Source organism: Affinirhizobium helianthi, from assembly GCF_042680945.1.
Classification (GTDB): domain Bacteria; phylum Pseudomonadota; class Alphaproteobacteria; order Rhizobiales; family Rhizobiaceae; genus Neorhizobium; species Neorhizobium helianthi.
In genome coordinates this window covers 1-21486 of sequence record NZ_JBHUEQ010000010.1, presented here as the reverse complement: position 1 = coordinate 21486, position 21486 = coordinate 1, and the positions used below count along the sequence as shown (strand labels likewise).

Genomic DNA, 21486 nt, shown 5'->3' with positions numbered 1-21486 from the left:
TTTCTTCAACATGTCCCAGTGAATCATAAACCCCCGGGTGTGGCCAGGGGTTTGTCAGCAGTCTGAACCGCGCCCAATGGGCGCGGTCTCCTCGTCTGAGTGTTTGCCAGGTTAATGCTTGGCTTCGGCTTCTGCTTCCGGTTTGGCGTTGCGTGTCGCCCAGAGCGAGCCGAGAATGCCAGCGGCAAGGATGCCAATGGTGACGGTCAGCGAGACGACCGGCGGGATCTTTGCGAGGCCCAGCATATCGGCCAGGAAGATCTTCGAGCCGATGAAGATCAGAACGACCGACAGAGCATATTTCAGGTAGGCAAAGCGATGGATCAGGGCGGAGAGCGCGAAGTAAAGCGCACGCAGGCCGAGGATCGCGAAGATATTGGACGTGTAGACGATATACGGGTCTGTGGTGATCGCGAAGATCGCCGGGATCGAGTCGACCGCGAAAATGACGTCCGCCAGTTCAACCATCACAAGCGCAAGGAACAGCGGTGTGATGAAGGTCTTCAGCTTGCCCGTAGCCGGATCGGTCTCGCGCACGAGGAATTTCTCGTTACGCAGACTATCGGTTACCGGCAGCTTCTTGCGCAGGAACTTCAGTACAGGGTTCGAAGCGACATCATATTCCTGATCTGCCGTCAGCAGCATCTTGATGCCGGTGATGATGAGGAAGGCCGCGAAGAGGTAGAGAACCCAGCTGTAGTTTTCGACGATGGCAGCGCCAGCCGCGATCATGATGCCGCGCAGGACGATAACGCCCAGGATGCCCCATAGGAGGACGCGGTGCTGGTATGCGCGGGGAATGGAGAAATAGCCGAATATCATCGCTATGACGAAGATATTATCCATCGCCAGGCTTTTTTCGACCACAAAGCCTGTCAGATATTCAAGGCCTGCTTGTTCGCCGCTTTGGTACCAAATCCAGCCACCAAACGCCAAGCCGAGCGCAATATAGAAAGCGGAGAGGGCAAAACTCTCCTTGATTCCGATTTCCCGGCTATCCTTGTGGAGGACACCAAGGTCAAGCGCGAGAAGAACGAGCACTACCACAACAAATGTAAGCCACATCCAAACGGGCTTACCGAGTAGATCGATGAAGAGAAATTCCATGACGGGTCATCCGAGGCCGGATCAAGTTAACTCTCTAGCACCGACATCACGGGTCGATCCGGCAATACACGTCAGAGGGGCCCGGTGCTCATTTACACATAATTGGCGTAATAGTGTCCTACAAGAGGTCCACGTAAAAATCTCACGAAGGGAATAATAGGCCGTAAACAGAGCCCATTGCCAAGCGTGATGTTGACAATTGCCGCCAGCGCAAATAAAGAGCCCCGCAGCACCGGGTGGCAACGCCCGGTGTTTCATTTGACATGTCCCGTGGCTTTCTCCGGACGCTCCGTGAGAAGTCTGTCAGAGCCACCGAAAGGTGCCGTCTCTTAGGAGGGCGTGTTTCCTCTGGTCCGGTCTGGCAACAGGCGGGTCTTTGTTTTTGTTAGAAGGAAATACGATGAGCAAGCGCGCGTCGTCTAAGTACAAAATTGATCGCCGTATGGGCGAAAACATCTGGGGCCGTCCGAAGTCGCCGGTAAACCGCCGCGAATACGGTCCTGGTCAGCATGGTCAGCGCCGTAAGGGCAAGCTGTCTGACTTCGGTGTGCAGCTGCGCGCCAAGCAGAAGCTGAAGGGCTACTACGGTGATCTGCGTGAGAAGCAGTTCCGCTCCATCTATGATGAAGCAAACCGTCGCAAGGGCGATACCGGCGAAAACCTGATCGGTCTGCTGGAATCGCGTCTCGATGCGATCGTTTACCGCGCAAAGTTCGTGCCGACCATCTGGGCAGCACGTCAGTTCGTCAACCACGGCCACGTGACGGTGAACGGCGTTCGCGTCAACATCGGTTCCTACCGCTGCAAGGCTGGCGACGTTATCGAAGTTCGCCAGAAGTCCAAGCAGCTGGTTTCGGTTCTGGAAGCTGTTCAGCTCGCAGAGCGTGACGTTCCGGACTACATCGATGTCGACCACAACAAGATGGTTGCCACCTATGTTCGCGTTCCCACGCTTTCGGATGTACCTTACGCGGTCATCATGGAACCGAACCTGGTCGTCGAATTCTATTCGCGCTAATTACGACCTGAAAGTCTGCTTTTTTAGTAAGGCTTGGCATGAAACCCGTCGATTTACGGCGGGTTTTTTGTATTTATGCTTGTCTGGATCGTGGGGCTGCAGACAGACACAATTGCCTTCCGATTTCGCTCAAAGGCCCGTCCAGCAAAATTGCGTCAGCCGTTTTGCGTCGGGACTGTGTCATAGCAAATTGAGGGTGCAATGAGGTGATCTCTTTCTGACCCGAGAGAGCCCAGGTCATCGCCCCAGACAGACAGGTATTCCATGAAAACGACTTCCTTCACTTCTGCGCCACAGGATGCGGATGCGCGCAAAGCGATTCGGCCGGTCATTTGTTATCCCACTGACACGATGCCGCGGCCGGATTTGGCGCAGTATCAGGCGGTCAGAGAAGGGTTGGAGCTGGTCAACCGCGTTGTCGTTCCTCCGCGCGATGCGGCGACATGGGAAGTGCCTGCCGGACATTTTTGCCGAATCGTCTGTTCTGAAGGGTCGCAGGTCGGCGACCTCAACCTGTTCAACCTCCACAATCTGCATGAGCGGTTTTACAGCGGCAAAACCCGCGCACTATGCGGTACCCATGTCGGCGTCGGGGACCAGATCTTCTCCAGCTTTCCCTATCTGCGCCCAATGGCGACGATCACATATGACACGCTGGACTGGTATGGGTTCGATGACTTCGGCGGCGCCGTGCACGATGTCATTGGAACCCGGTGCGATCCCTACACCCACAACCTGCTGAGCAATGGTGGACAATACCACCACTGCTGCCATTCCAACCTGACGCGGGCTCTGGCAAAGAAAGCCGGCCTGTCGCTGGAAGAGGCCGAGCGGCATGTGCATGATGTCTTGAATGTGTTCATGTGCACCGGCTTTACGCGGGATACCGGTCAGTATTTCATGAAGGCAAGCCCGGTCAGACCAGACGATTATCTTGAGTTTTTTGCCGAGATCGATCTTTTGGGGTGCATGTCCGCGTGCCCTGGAGGAGATTGCTCAACGGTTCATTCGTCCGATGCTGCGGCCTGCTTTCCGCTCGTGGTAGAGGTGTTGCGGCCGAAGCATCCCCCTTTGAACTGGAAAGCTCCGGCCATCAACGGCTATGATCGCAGCCATGGTGGCGGCTGAGATCCGGACTATTTGGACGCCGCCTTCTTTTTGGTGTCGGATGGCACGTCGGCTGCTGTGTCAGTCGACTGGCCAGTCGCGACAGGCGCTTCCTTCGGGCCTTCTCCCATGCGGTTCCATGCGTCCAGCCCGGCGATCTTGTAAGCTTCTGCCAACGTAGGGTAATTGAACGTATTCTCGACGAAGTATTCGACGGTGCCTTTGAGGTTCAGGACCGCCTGGCCGATATGCACCAGTTCTGTCGCGCCTTCGCCGACAATGTGTACGCCGAGGAGACGGCGGGTCTTCAATGAGAAGATCATTTTGAGCATGCCGGTATCGAGGCCCATGATGTGGCCGCGCGATGTCTCGCGGAAATGCGCGATGCCCGTCTCATAGGGGATGCCGCGCTGAAGCACTTCCTCTTCCGTGAGGCCGCAGGTGGAGATTTCCGGAACCGCATAAATGCCGTAGGGGAAATATTGTGGCGGTTCGCTGGCCGGTACGCCGACTGCGTGGCGTGCGGCGATGCGTCCCTGCTCCATGGAGGTGGATGCAAGGCTTGGGAAGCCCACGACATCGCCAGCAGCATAAATGTGCGGAACGGCGGTCTGGAAGGTTTCCGGATCGACCTTCAAGCGCCCGCGATTGTCAGCCTCCAAACCGGCCGCAGCAAGGTTGAGCGAATCAGTGGCGCCGACGCGGCCCGCAGCGAATAGAACCATTTCCGCTTGAAGCGTGCGGCCACTTTTCAGGGTGACGCGACATTTTCCACCACCCTCTTCGCGCTGCACAGCCTCCACCGCCTGACCGAAGATCAGCTTCATGTTCCGATCGCGCAGCTGGTAGGTGAAATCCTCCACGATCTCCTTATCAATAAAATCAAGCATCGAATCGCGTGGCTCAACCACGGTCACCTGCGTGTCGAGTGCACTGAAAATAGTGGCATATTCGATACCGATGACGCCCGCGCCCACCACGATCATGGACCGGGGCACTCTTTTGATTTCCAGAAGTTCGTCGCTGTCGAGAACCGCGTCGTTATCGAAAGGAATGTGGGGAGGGCGGTAAGGTCTGGTGCCGACGGCCAGAAGCACCGAGGCGCCGGTGACGCGCACAATCTCGCCGTCAGTTTTTTCGATGTCCAGCGTGTGAGGGTCAACGAAGCTTGCACGCCCGCGCAACTGGTGTACCCGGTTGCGGGAAAACTGGTGTTCCAGCACTTCGACCTCGTGATCCAGGGTGATCAGCAATCTGCGACGGAGGTCTTCGGCGCTGATTTCCTGCTTCACTCTGTAGGAGCGGCCATAGAAGCCCCGTTCGCGCCAACCTGTGAGATTGAGGGCGGTTTCGCGCAGCGTCTTTGAGGGAATTGTGCCGGTGTGGACGGAAACGCCGCCGACGCGGCGGCCCTGCTCGACAACCAGAACCCGCTTTTCCAGCTTTGCCGCTTGAATTGCGGCTCTGCGACCGGCGGGTCCACTTCCGATGACGATAAGATCGTATTGATACATGTTGAGCCTCGTCGTTCGTTGCAGGGCGTGTTGCGCCGCAACATTACTGGACATCGAATATAACGTCCATTTCTGACCAATTCCTCACAGAGACCATTTCGTTCCGCACAAATTCACAGAGCAGCTGCACAAATTATGAGCAGATCTAAATATGGCGAGAATTTGGCTTGACACATTAGCGTCATACGATGAAGCTTGAACCAATTCGAAAATGGTTCACAAAATGGTGCATGTGTCGCTTCCCCCGGATAATGCCAATTACGCGCTGGAAAAACTGCGGACTCTGCTGGCTGAAGGTCAGTTTGGCGCTGATGGCAAGCTGCCGACGGAAAGGATGCTTTCGGAGGTGCTGGGCGTTGGCAGACGGGCCATCCGGCGAGCGCTGGAAGTGCTTGAGGCTGAGGGTGAGGTGTGGCGCAGGCAGGGTTCAGGCACCTATGTCGGCCCGCGTCCGGAAACCATTGCATCTGGTGTCGATAAACTGGTCGCGGGCACGGACTTCATGGAGATCATGGAAGTGCGATTGCGCATAGAGCCGCAGCTGGCGCAGCTTGCCGCTCTTCGCGCTAAGCCGAGCGAATTGGTTCGCATGCGTGAATTGGCGCGCAAAATTCGGGAAACTGAAGATGCCGACGCTCGCGAGCTTTGGGATGGCGCGCTTCACCGGCAGATTGCCCAGAGTGCGCGCAATCAGCTGTTCCTGACCATCTTCGATGTGATGAACCATGTGCGACAGGATGAGGTCTGGCAGAGCGTTCGCGAAAGAGCGCGAACGGGCACTGCCATAACCATGGCCTATGCCCAGCACGAGGACATCATCGACGCCATTGAGGCAAGGGACCCGGCAATGGCTTGCGAGGCCATGCGGCGGCACCTTTTGATGCTGCAGGAGCGGCTTATTCGCGAAACATCGCTCGACCACATCCTGCCTGAAGAGAAGACCGCCGAGCTGTCCGAACAGCCCGGCAATTGACCCCGCGTGATGGCGTAAAGCCAGAACAGCCAAGCCTGCAGGATAAGCAGGCGCAAACATACTTATGGAACCAGAGGATCAGAGGAGAATGATCATGAACCGCCTGCTTAAGATGACAACTGCGCTTGCCTTCGGCGCACTGATGGCGCTGCCAGCTGCTGCCGCCGAATTGAAGATCGGCCTCCAGGACGATGCGGATGTTCTCGATCCCGCCCAGTCCCGCAGCTTTGTTGGCCGCATTGTCTATACCGCTCTGTGCGACAAGCTGGTGGATGTCTCGCCGGATCTGAAGATCGTTCCGCAACTGGCGACGGAATGGGCATGGTCGGAAGACGGCAAGGTTTTGACCATGAAGCTGCGGGAAGGCGTGAAGTTTCACGATGAAACGCCTCTGGACGCCGCGGCCGTCGTCGCCACCATCGAGCGCAACCTGACGCTGCCTGAATCCCGCCGAAAGAGCGAACTCTCGTCCGTTGCAAAGGTGGAGGCTGCTGGTCCGCTTGAAGTGAAGTTCACGCTGAAGCAGCCGGATGCAACACTGCTTGCGCAGCTTTCCGATCGTGCGGGCATGATTGTCTCGCCAAAGGCGGCAAAAGAACTCGGTGCCAATTTCGGCAGCAAGCCAGTCTGCGCAGGGCCTTTCAAATTCGTTGAGCGTGTGCCGCAGGACCGTATCGTGCTTGAGAAGTTTCAGGACTACTGGAACAAGGATAACATCTTCATCGACAAGGTGACCTATCTGCCAATCCCGGACTCTACGGTTCGTCTGGCCAACCTCCAATCCGGTGACCTGGACTTCATCGACCGCCTGGCGCCAACCGATGCTGCCGCTGTGAAAGGCGACCCGAAGCTGAAGTATGAAGCGGTCGTCAACATCGGCAATATGTCGATCTACGTGAATGTCGGCAACGGCGCGCGCGCCGATAACCCGATGGGCAAGGACAAGCGTCTGCGTCAGGCATTCTCGCTGGCAATTGACCGCGAAGCACTGATGCAGATCGTGTTCGAAGGCACGGCTGTCGGTGGAAATCAGCCGTTCCCGCCCAGCAGCATGTGGTTTGACAAGACGTTCCCGGTTCCGGCTCGCGATGTTGAGAAGGCCAAGGCGCTGATGAAGGAAGCGGGCTATGACCGGGTTCCGGTGGAAATCCAGATCCCGAACAACCCGGTCATTCAGCAGACCATGCAAATCATCCAGTCCATGGTGGCTGAAGCGGGTTTCGACGTCTCGTTGAAATCGACCGAGTTCGCCACGCTTCTGGAAGAGCAGACACGCGGTAACTACCAGCTGAGCCGTTCCGACTGGTCTGGCCGTGTCGATCCCGATGGCAACATCCACCAGTTCGTGACCTGCAAGGGTGGCCTGAACGATACGAAGTACTGCAACCCGGAAGTGGACAAGCTTCTCAATGAAGCGCGTGCATCGACGGATGAAGCCGTGCGCAAGCAGAAATACGATGCTGCCGCTGCAATTCTCAACGATGAAGTGCCGATGATCTACATTGGTCACCAGTCCTGGATCTGGGGCATGAAGAAGGGCATTACCGGCTTTGTTCCGTCCCCGGATGGCATGATCCGCCTCACAGGCATGAAAAAAGAAGGTTGAGGCCTTGCCGGCGCCGCAGTCTTTGGCCTGCGGCGCCACTTTCCCCGAATTTACTGATCGAGGATGGCGCTGATGCCCGTCTATATTGGAAAGCGTCTGCTGGTCGCGATACCGACCCTGCTGATCATCTCCATATTCGTTTTCTCATTGCAGAAGCTTCTGCCCGGTGATCCCATCCTTGCCATGGCAGGCGAAGAGCGCGATCCGGTTGTACTGGAGCAATTGCGCGAGAAGTATCACCTGAACGACCCTATTCCGGTTCAATATCTGCGCTGGATTGGCGGTGTCATGCAGGGGGATCTTGGCGTTTCCTTGCGCACCAACCAGCCGGTGCTGGAATTGATCGCCCAGAAACTGCCGGTCACCATCCAGCTTGCCGTCATGTCGATGATCTTCGCGATGCTGATTGGCGTGCCTATGGGCATTCTGGCGGCGGTGAAAAAGAACAGCGCCCTGGATTATGTGGCAAACATTGTTGCGCTGTCTGGCCTGTCGGTTCCGAATTTCTGGCTGGGGATCATGCTGATCCTGCTGGTATCGGTCAATCTAGGCTGGCTGCCTGCCTCGGGTTATGAATCGATCTTCGTCGATCCCGTGCGATCGCTCGAAACCATGGTCATGCCTGCCTTCGTGCTGGGCACGGCGCTTGCTGCGACGCTGATGCGCCACACGCGTTCCGCCATGCTGGGTGTTTTGTCTTCGGACTATATCCGAACCGCACGTGCGAAGGGATTGACGCCAAGGCAGGTCATCCTCAGCCACAGTTTTCGCAATGCGCTTTTGCCGGTCGTCACGCTGAGCGCACTTCTGTTCGGCGAGTTGCTCGCGGGGGCGGTCTTGACCGAACAGATCTTCACCATTCCGGGCTTCGGAAAGTTGATCGTCGATGCCGTGTTCAATCGTGATTATGCGGTGGTGCAGGGGGTGGTGATGTGCACGGCCGTCGGCTTCATCCTGATGAACCTGATCGCTGACGTTCTTTACGTTCTGTTGAACCCGAGATTGAGGGCCACCCTATGAGCGCCGTTCAACAAGTCGCCATGTCTCCGCAGAGAGAAAGCAGTCGCGCCTGGCGGAAGCTGAAGTCCAACCGGAGTTCACTGGCCGGCTTCATCATCATTCTCTTTTTCGCACTCCTGGCTATTGCCGCGCCGATCCTGCCAATCCCTGATCCTCTGGCTACAAGCTGGTCTGCCATCCGCAAGGCACCCTCGGCAGCGCATTGGCTGGGCACGGACGATCTGGGCCGCGACATCCTCTCGCGGATGATATGGGGCGCGCAGGCATCGCTTATGGCGGGTTTCTTCTCGGTTGCCATCGCAGTCATTCTCGGTGTGCCTTTCGGCATTCTGGCGGGATACTTCGGCGGCTGGGTGGATCTCGTAATCTCGCGTATCACTGAAGCGCTCTTGGCGATGCCATTCCTCATCATGGCGATTGCGCTTGCGGCCTTTCTCGGTCCGAGCCTCACGAATGCGATGATCGCCATTGGCCTCAGTGCCATGCCGATATTTGTGCGGCTGACGCGCGGACAGGTTCTGGCGGTCAAGCAGGAGGACTATGTGGAGGGCGCGCGGTCCGTCGGGCTGGGGCACGTTCAGATCATGACACGCTACATTCTGCCGAATGTGACGGCTCCGATCATCGTGCAGGCCACGTTGACAGTTGCAACCGCCATTATTGCAGAGGCCAGCCTTTCCTTCCTCGGTCTCGGCCAGCAGCCGCCTGCAGCGAGCTGGGGTTCGATGCTGAATGTCGCCAAAAACTTTCTCAGCCAGGCGCCCTGGATGGCGATGTGGCCCGGCCTTGCGATTTTCCTTGTCGTGATTGGCTTTAATCTTCTGGGCGATGGTCTGCGCGATGCGCTGGACCCGCGTGAAAACTGATTTCGAAAGGTCCGACTGAATGACTGACTTTACAACACGCCCGGAAATTCTCGGCACCTTTGGCGTTGTAACTTCCACCCACTGGATTGGCTCTGCTGTTGGCATGAGCATCCTTGAAAAAGGTGGAAATGCATTCGATGCGGCTGTGGCGACAGGCTTTGTGCTGCAGGTGGTGGAGCCGCATCTCTGTGGGCCGGGCGGCGATATGCCCGCAATCATCTATTCGAAGAAGACAGATAAGGTCGAAGTGATCTGCGCACAGGGGCAAGCTCCTGCGAAGGCCACCATCGAGCATTATACCTCTGAGGGTATCAAGCTCATTCCCGGCGATGGTTTGCTGGCGACCGTTATCCCCGGTGCCTTCGATGGCTGGATGCTGATGCTCCAGAACTATGGGACCATGTCTGTTCGTGAAGTTCTGGAGCCGGCCATCTATTATGCCGAGCATGGACATCCTGTTCTGCCGCGTGTTTCCGCCACGATCAAAGGCCTTGCGGATTTCTTCGCGAAAGAATGGCCGACCTCGCATGAAACCTGGCTTCCCGGGGGAAGTGCACCGGAGCCGCACTCCAATTTCCGCAATCCTGTTCTGGCGGAGACATGGAAGCGGATTATCGCCGAATCCGAAGCAAAGGCTGGTAGCCGCGAAGACAAGGTGCAGGCGGCACGAGATGCGTTTTACCGCGGCTTTGTAGCGGAGGCGATTGATCGCTACCTGAAGACAGCCGAAATCATGGATGCCAGCGGCCAGCGGCATAAAGGCGTTTTGACCGCTGAGGATATGGCAGGCTATGCCGCCACAATCGAAGCACCACAGACCTTCGACTACCACGACTGGACTGTCGCCAAGACGCCAGCCTGGGGGCAGGGGCCGGTGCTGCTGCAATCGCTGGCGCTGCTGAAGGGTTTCGATCTTCAAAACATGGACCCGATGGGGCCGGATTTCGTGCATCATGTCGTGGAAGCCATGAAGCTCGCCTATGCCGACCGCGAGGTCTATTACGGCGACCCCGAATTCGGGCAGATCCCCACGGAATATCTGCTCTCAGATGGATATAATGACGAGCGCCGCAAGTTAATCGGTTCGACGGCTTCGATGGAGCTTCGTCCCGGCCTCGTTCCCGGCTATGAGCATCAGCGCGACGCCGCCATGGCGATGCTGGCTGAGTTTTCCGGCAAGGGCGCTGTTTACGAGCCCACCATGTCGCACCTCACGGAGAAAAAGGGTGATACGGTTCATATCGATGTCATCGACCGGTGGGGCAACATGGTTTCCACCACGCCATCCGGCGGTTGGCTGCAAAGCTCGCCCATCGTTCCGGGGCTTGGTTTCGCACTGAACTCCCGTGCGCAGATGTTCTGGTTGAAGGAAGGTCTTCCAACCTCGCTCGCCCCCGGCAAGCGGCCGCGCACGACACTCACGCCATCACTTGCTCTCTATCAGGGCAGGCCCACGCTGGCTTTCGGCACGCCAGGTGGCGATCAGCAGGACCAGTGGCAGCTGCCATTCTTCCTGCGCTACGCTCATCAATCCAGGAATCTGCAAGCGGCTATTGATGCGCCGCTGTTCCACACCACGCACTTCCCGGGTTCCTTCTATCCCAGAACCTCAGAGCCGGGGCATATCATGGTAGAGGCAGGATTTGGAGAAAGCACTATTGAGGAGCTTCGCCGCCGGGGCCATCAGGTGACGGTGGCAGACCATTGGACGGTCGGGCGCCTGACAGCAGCCCGGCGCGATGCCGATGGATTGCTGCGCGCGGCAGCGACACCACGGCTGATGCAGGCCTATGCAGTGGGACGGTAAGAGATGACTTACTCTATTGTTGCCCGTGAGCCGGAAACAGGTCACTTGGGAATTGCCGTCGCCAGCCGATTCTTCGCGGTTGGCTCGGCGGTCCCCTACATGCGGGGCGGGCTGGGAGCCATTGCAACCCAGGCCTTTGTCAGCCCGCTTTATGGAACAGAGGGGCTGAAGCTTCTGGAGCGAGGCTCTAGCCCGGAGCAGATCATCGAGCAGCTAACGTCTATCGACGATGGGGCTGAGCAGCGACAATTGCACCTGATCGATGCACAGGGCAGAAATGCTGCCTTTACCGGGGCAAAATGCATTGAGTGGGCGGGACATCTTGTCGACGAGAATGTGTCTGTCGCTGGCAATATGCTTGCAGGCCCACAGGTTCTGGAGGAGACCCTCAGAACCTATCAGGAGAGGCAAAGTCTGCCTTTCGCAGAACGCCTTCTGAGTGCCATGGAAGCCGGAGAGGCTGCTGGCGGCGACAAGCGCGGCAAACAATCGGCCGCGCTGGTGATCTTCCGGGATCAGGACTACGCCTGGCTTAACATTCGCGCCGACGATCATGCCGATCCTCTCGGCGAATTGCGAAGGCTCCATTCGGTTGCCCAGGAACGTTATCTCCATGTTGCGGAGACAATGCCGACCAAGGCGAACCCGCATGGCATGATCGACCGTACCATCATTGACCAGAAGATTGCTGCATTGGAAGCAGAGCGTGAAGCTGAAGGCCGCGCCTCTCAATCCCATGCCACACCATGGAAGCCGCAATGACTGCTAATCCCATTCTCTCAGTTCGCAACCTGAGCACCTCCTTCCGTGTGGATGGGCAATGGAAGCTGGTTGTGCGCAACATCAGCTTTGACATTTCGCCCGGTGAAACAATGGCGATTGTTGGTGAGTCGGGTTCTGGCAAAAGCGTTACCTCGCTTTCCATCATGCGGCTGTTGGCAAAGGACGTGAGCCGCATCGAAGGCGAGGTGTTGCTGAACGGTCGAAATCTGCTGGGGCTCAGTGAAAGAGAGATGCGGCACGTTCGCGGCAACGATATGTCCATGATCTTTCAGGAGCCGATGACGAGCCTGAACCCGATTTTCACAATCGGGCGGCAGATTTCGGAAGTTCTGACGCGCCACAAGGGCATGTCCAAGGCCGAGGCGCGCGCGGAAACGATCCGCATGCTGGAAAAAGTGCGTATTCCCAACGCGCATACCCGCTTCGATGAATATCCGCACCAGTTCTCCGGCGGTATGCGCCAGCGTGTGATGATTGCCATGGCCCTGGCATCGAGACCCAAGCTGTTGATTGCTGATGAACCGACGACCGCGCTGGATGTGACAATCCAGGGCCAGATCCTCGACCTTATCAAGACCTTGCAGGAAGAGGAGGACATGTCTGTTCTCTTCATCACGCATGATATGGGCGTTGTCGCGGAAATTGCGGATCGCACGGTTGTCATGTTCCGGGGCGATGCTGTGGAGAGCGGTCCGACGGAAAAGATATTCCATTACGGGGAACACCCCTACACGCGTGCTCTGCTTTCGGCGGTGCCGAAGCTTGGCTCCATGGAAGGACAGGATGCACCTCTGCGTTTTCCGATTGTGGATACCGCGACGGGCATCATAACGGAACCCGTTCCGGCTGTGCCGCCAACGCGGGAAATGCAGCCTGTGTTGCAGGTGAAAAACCTCACCACCCGGTTTCCGGTGCATTCCGGCCTGTTTAGCCGGCAGACGGGTTCGATCCACGCAGTCGAGAATGTCTCGTTTGATCTGAAGCAGGGCGAAACGCTGTCGCTTGTTGGGGAATCCGGTTGTGGTAAGTCCACAACGGGCCGTTCTGTTATGCGACTGATCGAACCGACATCAGGCGATATTCAGCTGGACGGGTTGAATGTGCGGGAGCTTGGCACATCCGATCTCCAGAAAATGCGCAAAAGCATCCAGATGATTTTTCAGGATCCGTTCTCCAGCTTGAACCCACGCATGACGGTCGGGCAGGCAATTGCAGAACCGTTCCTGAAACACGGGCTGGGCTCCAAAAACCAGGCCCGCGAAAAGACGGCCGACCTTCTGGAGCGTGTCGGGCTCTCGGCTTCCATGATGAACCGTTACCCGCACGAATTTTCCGGCGGCCAGCGCCAGCGTATCGCAATTGCCAGGGCTCTCTCGCTTGATCCGAAGGTTATCGTGGCGGATGAATCCGTTTCCGCGCTGGACGTGTCGATCAAGGCGCAGGTCTGCAATCTCATGCTCGACCTACAGGAACAGCTGGACCTTGCCTTCCTTTTCATCAGCCATGACATGGCGGTGGTGGAGAGGGTAAGCCATCGTGTAGCCGTGATGTATCTCGGCGAGATCGTGGAAATCGGTCCGCGTGCGGCTGTCTTTGAGAATCCGCAACATCCTTACACAAAGAAGCTAATTGCCGCGGTGCCGGTGCCGGACCCAGCGCGACGCGGAATACGCCGTGGCTTGATGGATGACGAGCTGAAAAGCCCGGTGCGACCCATCCATTATCAGCCGCCCAAGCGGCAGTACCGTGAAGTATCTGCCGGTCATCTGGTCCAGGTGGCGTGAAGTCCGCGCCCTGGATACGTCAGATCAGGCGCAAGCCCTTGAAGCTTACGTGTCCATCCTTGCCGATAATGATGTGATCATGCACGGTGATCCCAAGCGGCTTGGCCGTTTGGATGATCGTGTTGGTCATATCGATATCGGCACGGGAAGGGGTCGGATCCCCGGACGGGTGATTATGAACCAGTATGATCGCCGTTGCAGACAGTTCGAGCGCGCGGCGAACAACCTCGCGCGGGTAGACGGGTGTGTGATCGACCGTTCCTCGCCCTTGAACCTCATCGGCAATTAGCGCGTTGCGCTTGTCGAGAAACAGGATGCGAAACTGTTCACGGGCTTCATAGGCCATTGCCGCATGGCAGTAATCGATGACGGAGGACCAGGAGCCAAGCACCTGCTTGCCCCGCAATTCGCTTTTGAGAATGCGTTGGCCGACGCTCGCGATCAGTTTCAAATCCAGAGCGACGGTGTCACCTACGCCCTTGACCTCTTGCAGCAATTGAACCGGTGCACCGAATACGCCCGCCAGATTGCCAAAACGTTCAATCAGCGCCTTGGCGATGGGCTTGGTGTCTCGTCTGGGAATCAGGCGAAACAGCAGAAGTTCAAGAATTTCATAGTCAGCTAACGCTGTATCGCCATTTTCCCGGTAACGGCTTCTCAACCGCTCACGGTGACCATGATAATGCGCGACCTTTTCATCGTCCTTGTCCAGCGCGACCGGCTTGCGCAGGGAGCTGGCCTTCGGAGCCTGTTCCGCGAAGAAGCTTCGCTCGTCCGGAAAAAGTTCGAGAGAATCCTCACCCTCTTCCGCGAGGCCCGATGTTTCCGAATTCGGCTCCAAAGATCGCGGCATCTGTCACCTATTTGAGAGGCGGCAAACCAGGTCGGTCCAGGCCGCCTGGCGAGAGCGTGAAGATCTCGCAGCCCGTAGCCGTCACGCCGACGGCATGTTCGTATTGGGCGGAGAGGGAGCGGTCGCGGGTTACGGCTGTCCAGCCGTCAGACAGAACTTTCACATGCGGCTTGCCGAGATTGATCATCGGCTCAATGGTGAAGATCATGCCTTCCCGCAATTCCGGGCCCTCATTGGCACTGCCGTAATGGAGAATGTTGGGGCTATCGTGGAACAGGTGCCCAACGCCGTGGCCGCAAAAATCGCGGACAACGGAGCAGCGCTCTGCTTCGGCAAAGGTTTGGATCGCCTCACCAATAGCGCCCGTGCGCACGCCCGGCTTAACAACCGCAATGCCGCGCATAAGGCATTCATGGGTGACTTCCAGCAGCCGCTCTGCCGCACGCTTGATTTGTCCAACAGGATACATGCGGCTCGAATCGCCATGCCATCCATCGACAATATAAGTCACGTCGATATTGACGATATCGCCTTCTTTCAGCGGCTTGTTCTCCGGCATGCCATGACACACAACGTGGTTGAGGGAGGTGCAGACCGAGTATTTGTAACCGCGATAGTTCAAGGTGGCGGGCAGGGCGCCGTGATCCATGCCGAATTCGAACACGAAGCGGTCAATCGCGTTTGTCGTGACGCCAGGCTGAACGATAGACGCCAGTTCATCCAGACACCGCGCTGTCAACTGGCATGCCTTGCGCATTCCGTCGAAGTCGTCCGTCGTGTTGTAGAGCCTGATTGCGCCCGTATTCTTCCGGGGCGCGGTTGCCGCATCAATGTAAGTTACCATGGATTCACTTTCGTTCCGCTTGATGCGGTTTTAATCAGCCTGCCCGCTTTCGTCTATCTCGATAAGCCTCTCTGGCCAAATTCCCTGAGATGTGATCCGGCAGGTGATCGCATAGGCTTCTACGCCGTGCTTTCGGGCCAGCTGAAATGCCTTGCCGTAGGCGGGATCCAGATCGCTGCAAATCCGCAAACTTGCGCAATCGCTGCGTTGGATCACATAGATCATGATCCCGCGCGCACCGGATTTGACCACCGAAACCAGCTCATGCAGATGTTTCGCGCCACGCGCTGTTACCGAATCAGGAAACTCCGCCAGGCCTTGCATTCGCATGAAGTGAACATTCTTCACCTCCACGTAAGCAGGCGGCGCATTCTCCCCCGTCAACAAGAGATCGATCCTGGAATTGATGCCGTAGCGCTGCTCTCGGCGAAGGGTTGCATAGCCGCTTAGAGAGGGAATCAATCCCGCACGCACCGCCTCCTCGGCAATGCGATTTGGCATGGCAGTGTTGATGCCGACAAGAATGCCATCTGCCTTCACCAGTTCCAGCATATGGCGATACTTGCGGGTCGGGCTATCATGAAGAGATACCCAGATCTCGGAGCCGGGCGTGGTCAAGCCGCGCATGGAGCCGGTATTGGGGCAGGAGCCGGTGATAAGCGTACCGTCTGCCAATTCGGCATCAAACAGAAACCGCTTGTAACGCCGGATCAACCTTGCTTGCACAAGTGGATGCGAGAATTCCATATGAAGTGGATCAGCTTTTCACACGAACATATTCGCCTGGGGCATCGCAAAGCGCATTCAGGCGATCCCCACCCGGAACGCGCGCTTCTACACGCTGATTATCCTGCTTTTCGATCCATGCCTGCCAGTGGGGCCACCAGGAGCCAGCGGTTTCCTTGGCATCCTTCATCCAGTCCTCAAGCGTGCCTGTAACCTGCCCGTTCGTCCAATATTGATACTTCTTCTTGGCAGGTGGGTTGACGACGCCTGCTATGTGACCTGAGCCGCTGAGGACATAAGTAACGTCACCGCCAAAAGACTGGCAGCCAAGGAAAACCGAGCGGGCAGGCGCGATGTGGTCTTCTTTCGCGGCAAGGCTATAGACAGGTATCTTGACGTCTGCCAGCGAGAGCTTTTGGCCCGCAAGAACCATCTCGCCTTTGCTCAATCTGTTTTCGAGATAGCAATTGCGCAGATAGAAAGCGTGGTTGGCGGCTGTCATGCGCGTCGAATCGGAATTCCAGTAGAGCAGGTCGAACGGTGTCGGCTCTTCGCCCTTGAGGTAATTGCTGACAACATAGGGCCAGATCAATTCCGACGCCCGCAGCATGTTGAACGCTGCGGCCATCTTGGACCCGGCCAGATAGCCCGTCGCATTCATCTGATGCTCCAGTGCCTCGATCTGCTCCTGATCGACGAAGACTTTCAGTTCACCAGCATGGGTGAAATCCACTTGCGTCGTGAAGAAGGTGACCGAGCGGATGCGATTGCTTTTGCTTTTGGCGTGAAGAGCAAGCGCTGCCGCGAGCAAGGTGCCGCCGACGCAATAGCCAATGGCGTTGACTTCCTTTTCTCCACAGGCCTTCTCGACAGTATCGAGTGCGAAATCGATACCCTCATGGATATAGTCTTCCCAGGCTAGCTTGGCGTGGCGCTCTTCCGGGTTCACCCAGGATATGACGAAGACGGTATGGCCTTGGTCAACGCACCATTTTATAAAGCTCTTCTCCGGACCGAGATCGAGAATGTAGAATTTGTTGATCCATGGCGGGATGATGAGGAGAGGCCGCTTCAATACCTTATCCGTCGATGGATCGTACTGGATGACCTCGCAGACATCGCTTCTCGCAATGACCTTTCCGGGCGTTATGGCAACATTTTCGCCCAGCCGGAACTTGCTGCCATCCGTCTGGCGCAGACGCAGTTCGCCGCGTCCAGCCGCAACGTCTTCTGCAAGTATGCGCATTCCCTGTACGAGATTCGCGCCGTTGCTCGCCACGGTCTGGCGGAAGACTTCCGGATTGGTCAGCGCGAAATTGGCCGGGGAGAGAGCGGCGGTCAGCTGCTTCACGTAGAAAAGCGCTTTATGGCGGGTATGATCATCCAGGCCGCTTGCATTCTCGGCCAGCTTTTCCGCCCAGGTCGAGGTTACAAGGTAAACCTGACGCATGAAAGCGAAGAAGGGGTTCTTTCGCCAGTCCTCGTCCGCGAATCGCTTGTCCTTTGGAAGATTATCCGGCTCAAGCGGATCTGCCCCGATGGAGAATCGCTGAAGCGTATTCATCCAGATTCCCATGTAGGACTGCATCAGAAGCATATGGGCTTCCATGGTCCTCTGGGGCTCCGACATCCAGTATTCGATGACTTTGGAGAGCGTTTTCACCATCTCTGTGACGGGATCGAGAGGATCGATCACTTCGCCTCTTTCACGCGGGCCCAGCCATTCCGTTGCCGCTTTGCCGAAGTTTTCAACCGCACGCGCGAGGTTCAGCGCAAGCGCCTGAGGGTCTTTCACCATGTAGGCTTCAAGCGTCTTTGCATCGAAACCGGCGGATTCCGCCCCTGAACGGCTGGATTGGCCGCTGAAATTCATGGTGTCCTCGCTCCCCTTGTGGCCACCTGTGAGTGGCCCTGTTTTGGTTTTTACATTCTGCCCGAAAAAGAATACAAGTTCCAGCGATAGAGGGCCGCAGCGCCCAAGCCACAGGTGAAGAACAGGGTTGCGAAAATGGTAGAACGGGCAGGCGTGTTGGGTCGGTTGCCGATGATCATGTGCGTGTGTGCATGGCCTTTGGCCTTGGCCGGATGCAACACCTTCGCGCTGGATAGCGGCAATCCGCGCACGGCTCCACAGGCCACCATTGTCGGCCCTCAGGAGGCACCGCGTCCGATGGCGCTGAGCAAGCAGAATACCGGCACCTACCCCACGTTCGGTAGACCGCTGACCGCGGCCAACAGCCAGATCGATGATCAGCAGTTCACAAGTGCCGAATCGCAATTGTCCAGTCTTGCTGCTGCACGTGCCAGCGGTGCCGTGTCTGAGGCTGAATATCAGCGTCGCGTCAATGCGCTGAGAAAGCTGGCAAGCGAGCAGGGTGCAGAGACCGAACGGCAATTCACCAATTAGGGCTTGCGTTAGGGTACATTTGGCATCAAAGCATGAGGGTGCCGGGGCGTTTGAAGGTTGCGTCGCGGCGCTTCATTCAACGCCTTGACGAGGTTCGCTATGGAAGAGTTCCATAAAGTCCGCAGACTGCCGCCCTATGTTTTCGAACAGGTCAACCGTTTGAAGGCAAGCGCGCGAGCGGCGGGCGCGGATATTGTCGATCTCGGAATGGGCAATCCGGATTTGCCGACGAACAAGTTCATCGTGGATAAGCTGGTTGAGACCGTCCAGCGGCCCGATACGCACGGCTATTCTTCCTCCAAGGGCATTCCCGGCCTTCGCCGTGCCCAGGCGGCCTATTATGCGCGTCGCTTTGGCGTGAAGCTCAACCCGGATACGCAGGTTGTTGCGACGCTGGGATCCAAGGAAGGCTTCGCCAATATGGCCCAGGCCATCACGGCGCCTGGCGATGTGGTTCTCTGCCCCAATCCATCCTACCCCATTCATGCCTTCGGATTCCTGATGGTCGGTGGCGTGATCCGCTCGATCCCCGTGGAGCCGAATGAGGAGTTCTTCCGGGCATTGGAGCGTGCCGTCGCGCATTCCATCCCCAAGCCCATCGCCATGATTCTCTGCTACCCGTCCAACCCGACGGCAACGGTAGTGGAACTGGAATTCTACAAGGATGTCGTCGCCTTCGCAAAGAAGCACGGCATCTTCGTGCTCTCCGATCTTGCCTATTCGGAAATCTATTTCGATGGCAAGCCGACGCCCTCCATCCTGCAGGTGCCGGGTGCGATGGATATTGCTGTCGAGTTCACCTCGATGTCCAAGACCTTCTCCATGGCAGGATGGCGAATGGGATTTGCCGTGGGCAATGAGCGATTGATCTCGGCGCTGACACGGGTGAAATCCTATCTCGATTATGGCGCGTTCACGCCGATTCAGGTTGCCGCTACGGCTGCCCTCAACGATCCGGATCTCGATCAGCACATTGACGAAGTGCGCCAGACCTACAAGCGTCGCCGTGATGTAATGGTGGAGAGCTTCGGCCGGGCTGGCTGGGATGTTCCGCCACCGGCCGCATCAATGTTCGCCTGGGTGCCTGTGCCGGAGAAGTTCCGTCATCTCGGTTCGCTGGAGTTTTCCAAGCTTCTGATCGAAAAGGCCGATGTGGCCGTTGCACCCGGCATTGGATTTGGCGAACACGGCGATGATTATGTTCGTATTGCGCTGGTGGAAAATGAGCACCGCATTCGCCAGGCTGCGAGAAACATCAAGCGTTTTTTGGGCACGGCGGATGATACGCTTCATAACGTGATCTCGTTGAATTCCCACCGCTAAAGTTTTCATCGTGAAGGGCGGCGTTCTGCCGCCCGATCTTTATCGACAGGACATAGACTATGGCAGACGCCCTCAAAATCGGTATTGCGGGTCTGGGCACCGTTGGCGCTTCGCTTGCGAAAATTCTGAAAACGCGCGCGAATGAACTGGCTGTCACATGCGGTCGAGCCATTGAAATTACTGCCGTGTGCGCCCGCGACCGCTCGCGTGATCGTGGTGTCGATCTTTCTTCGGCGCAGTGGTTCGATACGCCCGAGGAGCTTGCAGAGAAGGCAGATATCGACGTATTTGTCGAGCTGATTGGCGGTGCGGAAGGTGCCGCCGACAGGGCAGTGCGTGCGGCTCTTGCACGTGGGCTGCATGTCGTGACGGCCAACAAGGCGCTTCTGGCGCGCTGCGGCGTTGAGCTTGCGCAGATTGCCGAAGAAAAAGGTGTTCTTCTGAATTTCGAGGCGGCGGTTGCTGGCGGGATACCAGTGATCAAGGCTTTGCGCGAATCCTTGACGGGCAATACGATTTCCCGCGTTTACGGCATCATGAACGGCACCTGCAATTACATCCTGACGCGGATGGAGAAGGAGGGGCTCTCCTTCGAAGCTTGCCTGAAGGAGGCGCAGCGCCTAGGCTATGCCGAGGCTGACCCGACCTTTGACATTGAAGGCAATGACACAGCGCACAAGCTTGCCATTTTGACCACCCTTGCTTTCGGGACGCAGATTGCTGCCGACAAGATCTACCTCGAAGGCATCTCCAATATCTCAATTGAAGATATCACGGCAGCAGCCGATCTGGGTTATCGCATCAAGCTGCTTGGTGTTGCGCAGCGTACTGCAAGCGGCATCGAACAGCGGGTGCATCCAACTATGGTGCCCCATGATTCCGTCATTGCGCAGGTCGATGGCGTCACCAATGCCGTGGCAATCGAATCCGATATTCTTGGCGAGCTGCTGATGGTCGGGCCCGGCGCTGGCGGCAATGCCACGGCGTCTGCTGTTCTTGGCGATATTGCCGATATCGCGAAAAGCCGTCCGGGCGCCCAGCGGGTGCCTGTCCTCGGCAATCCCGCGAATGCGCTTCTGCCCTATCGACAGGCTGAAATGCAGAGCCATGAGGGTGGCTATTTCATTCGGCTTACCGTGCTGGACCGTGCCGGCGTTTTCGCCAATGTGGCGACCCAGATGGCACAAAACGGCATCTCGCTGGAATCGATTGTGCAGCGCGCCAATGGTGGAAGTTCTTCTGACGCGAAGACAATCATTCTTGTGACCCATGCCACGACAGAGCACTCTGTGCGTGCGGCAGTGGCCGGCATCAAGAGCGGTAGCTATCTTGCCGGGGAGCCGCAGGTCATTCGTATCGAGCGGCCAAAGGCTCTCTGATTCTGCTGCGGCAGGCATTGGTTGCCGCATATGGCTTTGGGCTGAAAATGAGCGTACACTCTTGCAGGAATTCACCTGCGAGGGAGGCGCTCGTGATGTCCAAGATCATCGAATTTCAACCGCGCTCAAATCCGATATCCGGCCAACTTGCCGAGATCCGTCCTCTGCCCGAAGACAGGCTGGTGGCTGGGCAGGCGGACTTGGAGACTGACCAGGATGACATTGAGCGCCATTGGGGGGTCGCAGTCGCACTTGCCAGTTGGCCGATCTGTCTGGGTGCTGGCGCGGTCTGGATGGTTCTTTAGGGCGTGTGGACATTCAGGATTTCCTTTTTAGTGAGATCGTGATTCAAGGTTCCAACTGAGGAGG

At 57.2% G+C, this 21486-nt stretch carries 19 protein-coding genes; 13 read left to right on the top strand and 6 right to left on the bottom strand.

Annotation, left to right across the window (positions count from 1 at the left end; translation table 11 throughout):
- Positions 1-111: 111 nt before the first annotated feature.
- A complete protein-coding gene (locus tag ACFSE1_RS06585) occupies positions 112-1107 on the bottom strand; it encodes a TerC family protein (protein WP_377398201.1) in 996 nt (331 codons plus the stop codon).
- A gap of 400 nt (positions 1108-1507) precedes the next feature.
- Between ACFSE1_RS06585 and rpsD the strand changes: the two genes are divergently transcribed.
- Both rpsD and ACFSE1_RS06575 read left to right on the top strand, forming a co-directional pair.
- On the top strand, positions 1508-2125 hold the full coding sequence (gene rpsD / locus ACFSE1_RS06580; RefSeq protein ID WP_377398198.1) for a 30S ribosomal protein S4: 618 nt from the start codon (positions 1508-1510) through the stop codon (positions 2123-2125).
- Positions 2126-2389: 264 nt separating this feature from the next.
- Positions 2390-3253 (top strand): urea carboxylase-associated family protein, encoded by an 864-nt coding sequence (locus tag ACFSE1_RS06575; RefSeq protein WP_377398195.1) that lies wholly within the window; start codon positions 2390-2392, stop codon positions 3251-3253.
- Positions 3254-3261: 8 nt separating this feature from the next.
- Here the strand turns inward: ACFSE1_RS06575 and sthA are convergent, their stop codons facing one another.
- Positions 3262-4746: a Si-specific NAD(P)(+) transhydrogenase gene (sthA, locus tag ACFSE1_RS06570; protein WP_377398204.1), complete on the bottom strand. Its 1485-nt coding sequence runs from the start codon at positions 4744-4746 to the stop codon at positions 3262-3264.
- A 211-nt stretch (positions 4747-4957) separates the two neighbouring features.
- Between sthA and ACFSE1_RS06565 the strand changes: the two genes are divergently transcribed.
- From ACFSE1_RS06565 to ACFSE1_RS06535, 7 genes are all read left to right on the top strand, one after another.
- Entirely contained in the window at positions 4958-5719 is a 762-nt protein-coding gene (locus tag ACFSE1_RS06565) for a FadR/GntR family transcriptional regulator (protein WP_377398192.1), read from the top strand.
- Positions 5720-5813: 94 nt separating this feature from the next.
- Positions 5814-7325, top strand: coding sequence for an ABC transporter substrate-binding protein (locus tag ACFSE1_RS06560; RefSeq protein ID WP_377398189.1), 1512 nt, complete (start codon positions 5814-5816; stop codon positions 7323-7325).
- 72 nt (positions 7326-7397) lie between these two features.
- Positions 7398-8345, top strand: a complete 948-nt coding sequence (locus ACFSE1_RS06555; protein ID WP_377398186.1) for an ABC transporter permease — start codon at positions 7398-7400, stop codon at positions 8343-8345.
- Positions 8342-9211, top strand: a complete 870-nt coding sequence (locus ACFSE1_RS06550; RefSeq protein ID WP_377398183.1) for an ABC transporter permease — start codon at positions 8342-8344, stop codon at positions 9209-9211. Before ACFSE1_RS06555 ends, ACFSE1_RS06550 begins: the two co-directional genes overlap by 4 nt.
- A gap of 19 nt (positions 9212-9230) precedes the next feature.
- A complete protein-coding gene (locus tag ACFSE1_RS06545) occupies positions 9231-11018 on the top strand; it encodes a gamma-glutamyltransferase family protein (protein ID WP_377398180.1) in 1788 nt (595 codons plus the stop codon).
- Between the two features lie 3 nt (positions 11019-11021).
- The gene (locus ACFSE1_RS06540) at positions 11022-11780 is read left to right on the top strand and encodes a DUF1028 domain-containing protein (RefSeq protein ID WP_377398177.1); all 759 of its coding nucleotides are present in this window, start codon (positions 11022-11024) and stop codon (positions 11778-11780) included.
- Positions 11777-13585: an ABC transporter ATP-binding protein gene (locus ACFSE1_RS06535; protein ID WP_377398174.1), complete on the top strand. Its 1809-nt coding sequence runs from the start codon at positions 11777-11779 to the stop codon at positions 13583-13585. Before ACFSE1_RS06540 ends, ACFSE1_RS06535 begins: the two co-directional genes overlap by 4 nt.
- A gap of 19 nt (positions 13586-13604) precedes the next feature.
- Here ACFSE1_RS06535 and radC read toward each other — a convergent pair whose 3' ends face one another.
- From radC to ACFSE1_RS06515, 4 genes are read right to left on the bottom strand one after another with little or no spacing between them, the layout of a single operon-like run.
- Complete coding sequence (gene radC, locus ACFSE1_RS06530) at positions 13605-14438, bottom strand: RadC family protein (RefSeq protein WP_377398171.1); 834 nt, start codon at positions 14436-14438, stop codon at positions 13605-13607.
- A gap of 7 nt (positions 14439-14445) precedes the next feature.
- Entirely contained in the window at positions 14446-15282 is an 837-nt protein-coding gene (map, locus tag ACFSE1_RS06525; protein WP_377398168.1) for a type I methionyl aminopeptidase, read from the bottom strand.
- 30 nt (positions 15283-15312) lie between these two features.
- On the bottom strand, positions 15313-16029 hold the full coding sequence (gene sfsA, locus ACFSE1_RS06520; protein ID WP_377398165.1) for a DNA/RNA nuclease SfsA: 717 nt from the start codon (positions 16027-16029) through the stop codon (positions 15313-15315).
- A 10-nt stretch (positions 16030-16039) separates the two neighbouring features.
- A complete protein-coding gene (locus tag ACFSE1_RS06515; RefSeq protein WP_377398162.1) occupies positions 16040-17881 on the bottom strand; it encodes a PHA/PHB synthase family protein in 1842 nt (613 codons plus the stop codon).
- A 135-nt stretch (positions 17882-18016) separates the two neighbouring features.
- Here ACFSE1_RS06515 and ACFSE1_RS06510 point away from each other — a divergent pair, with 135 nt between their 5' ends.
- From ACFSE1_RS06510 to ACFSE1_RS06495, 4 genes are all read left to right on the top strand, one after another.
- A complete protein-coding gene (locus ACFSE1_RS06510; protein ID WP_377398159.1) occupies positions 18017-18415 on the top strand; it encodes a hypothetical protein in 399 nt (132 codons plus the stop codon).
- A gap of 99 nt (positions 18416-18514) precedes the next feature.
- The gene (locus tag ACFSE1_RS06505) at positions 18515-19738 is read left to right on the top strand and encodes an LL-diaminopimelate aminotransferase (RefSeq protein ID WP_377398156.1); all 1224 of its coding nucleotides are present in this window, start codon (positions 18515-18517) and stop codon (positions 19736-19738) included.
- 59 nt (positions 19739-19797) lie between these two features.
- Positions 19798-21117, top strand: coding sequence for a homoserine dehydrogenase (locus tag ACFSE1_RS06500; protein WP_377398153.1), 1320 nt, complete (start codon positions 19798-19800; stop codon positions 21115-21117).
- A 95-nt stretch (positions 21118-21212) separates the two neighbouring features.
- Positions 21213-21422 carry a hypothetical protein gene (locus ACFSE1_RS06495; RefSeq protein ID WP_377398150.1) on the top strand — a complete coding sequence of 70 codons (210 nt, stop codon included), beginning with the start codon at positions 21213-21215 and terminating at the stop codon, positions 21420-21422.
- Positions 21423-21486: the final 64 nt, after the last annotated feature.

Coding starts and splice junctions, on each gene's coding strand:
- ACFSE1_RS06585 (WP_377398201.1), bottom strand. CDS start 1,107: ATGGAATTTCTCTTCATCGATCTACTCGGTAAGCCCGTTTGGATGTGG.
- rpsD (WP_377398198.1), top strand. CDS start 1,508: ATGAGCAAGCGCGCGTCGTCTAAGTACAAAATTGATCGCCGTATGGGC.
- ACFSE1_RS06575 (WP_377398195.1), top strand. CDS start 2,390: ATGAAAACGACTTCCTTCACTTCTGCGCCACAGGATGCGGATGCGCGC.
- sthA (WP_377398204.1), bottom strand. CDS start 4,746: ATGTATCAATACGATCTTATCGTCATCGGAAGTGGACCCGCCGGTCGC.
- ACFSE1_RS06565 (WP_377398192.1), top strand. CDS start 4,958: ATGGTTCACAAAATGGTGCATGTGTCGCTTCCCCCGGATAATGCCAAT.
- ACFSE1_RS06560 (WP_377398189.1), top strand. CDS start 5,814: ATGAACCGCCTGCTTAAGATGACAACTGCGCTTGCCTTCGGCGCACTG.
- ACFSE1_RS06555 (WP_377398186.1), top strand. CDS start 7,398: ATGCCCGTCTATATTGGAAAGCGTCTGCTGGTCGCGATACCGACCCTG.
- ACFSE1_RS06550 (WP_377398183.1), top strand. CDS start 8,342: ATGAGCGCCGTTCAACAAGTCGCCATGTCTCCGCAGAGAGAAAGCAGT.
- ACFSE1_RS06545 (WP_377398180.1), top strand. CDS start 9,231: ATGACTGACTTTACAACACGCCCGGAAATTCTCGGCACCTTTGGCGTT.
- ACFSE1_RS06540 (WP_377398177.1), top strand. CDS start 11,022: ATGACTTACTCTATTGTTGCCCGTGAGCCGGAAACAGGTCACTTGGGA.
- ACFSE1_RS06535 (WP_377398174.1), top strand. CDS start 11,777: ATGACTGCTAATCCCATTCTCTCAGTTCGCAACCTGAGCACCTCCTTC.
- radC (WP_377398171.1), bottom strand. CDS start 14,438: ATGCCGCGATCTTTGGAGCCGAATTCGGAAACATCGGGCCTCGCGGAA.
- map (WP_377398168.1), bottom strand. CDS start 15,282: ATGGTAACTTACATTGATGCGGCAACCGCGCCCCGGAAGAATACGGGC.
- sfsA (WP_377398165.1), bottom strand. CDS start 16,029: ATGGAATTCTCGCATCCACTTGTGCAAGCAAGGTTGATCCGGCGTTAC.
- ACFSE1_RS06515 (WP_377398162.1), bottom strand. CDS start 17,881: ATGAATTTCAGCGGCCAATCCAGCCGTTCAGGGGCGGAATCCGCCGGT.
- ACFSE1_RS06510 (WP_377398159.1), top strand. CDS start 18,017: ATGGTAGAACGGGCAGGCGTGTTGGGTCGGTTGCCGATGATCATGTGC.
- ACFSE1_RS06505 (WP_377398156.1), top strand. CDS start 18,515: ATGGAAGAGTTCCATAAAGTCCGCAGACTGCCGCCCTATGTTTTCGAA.
- ACFSE1_RS06500 (WP_377398153.1), top strand. CDS start 19,798: ATGGCAGACGCCCTCAAAATCGGTATTGCGGGTCTGGGCACCGTTGGC.
- ACFSE1_RS06495 (WP_377398150.1), top strand. CDS start 21,213: ATGTCCAAGATCATCGAATTTCAACCGCGCTCAAATCCGATATCCGGC.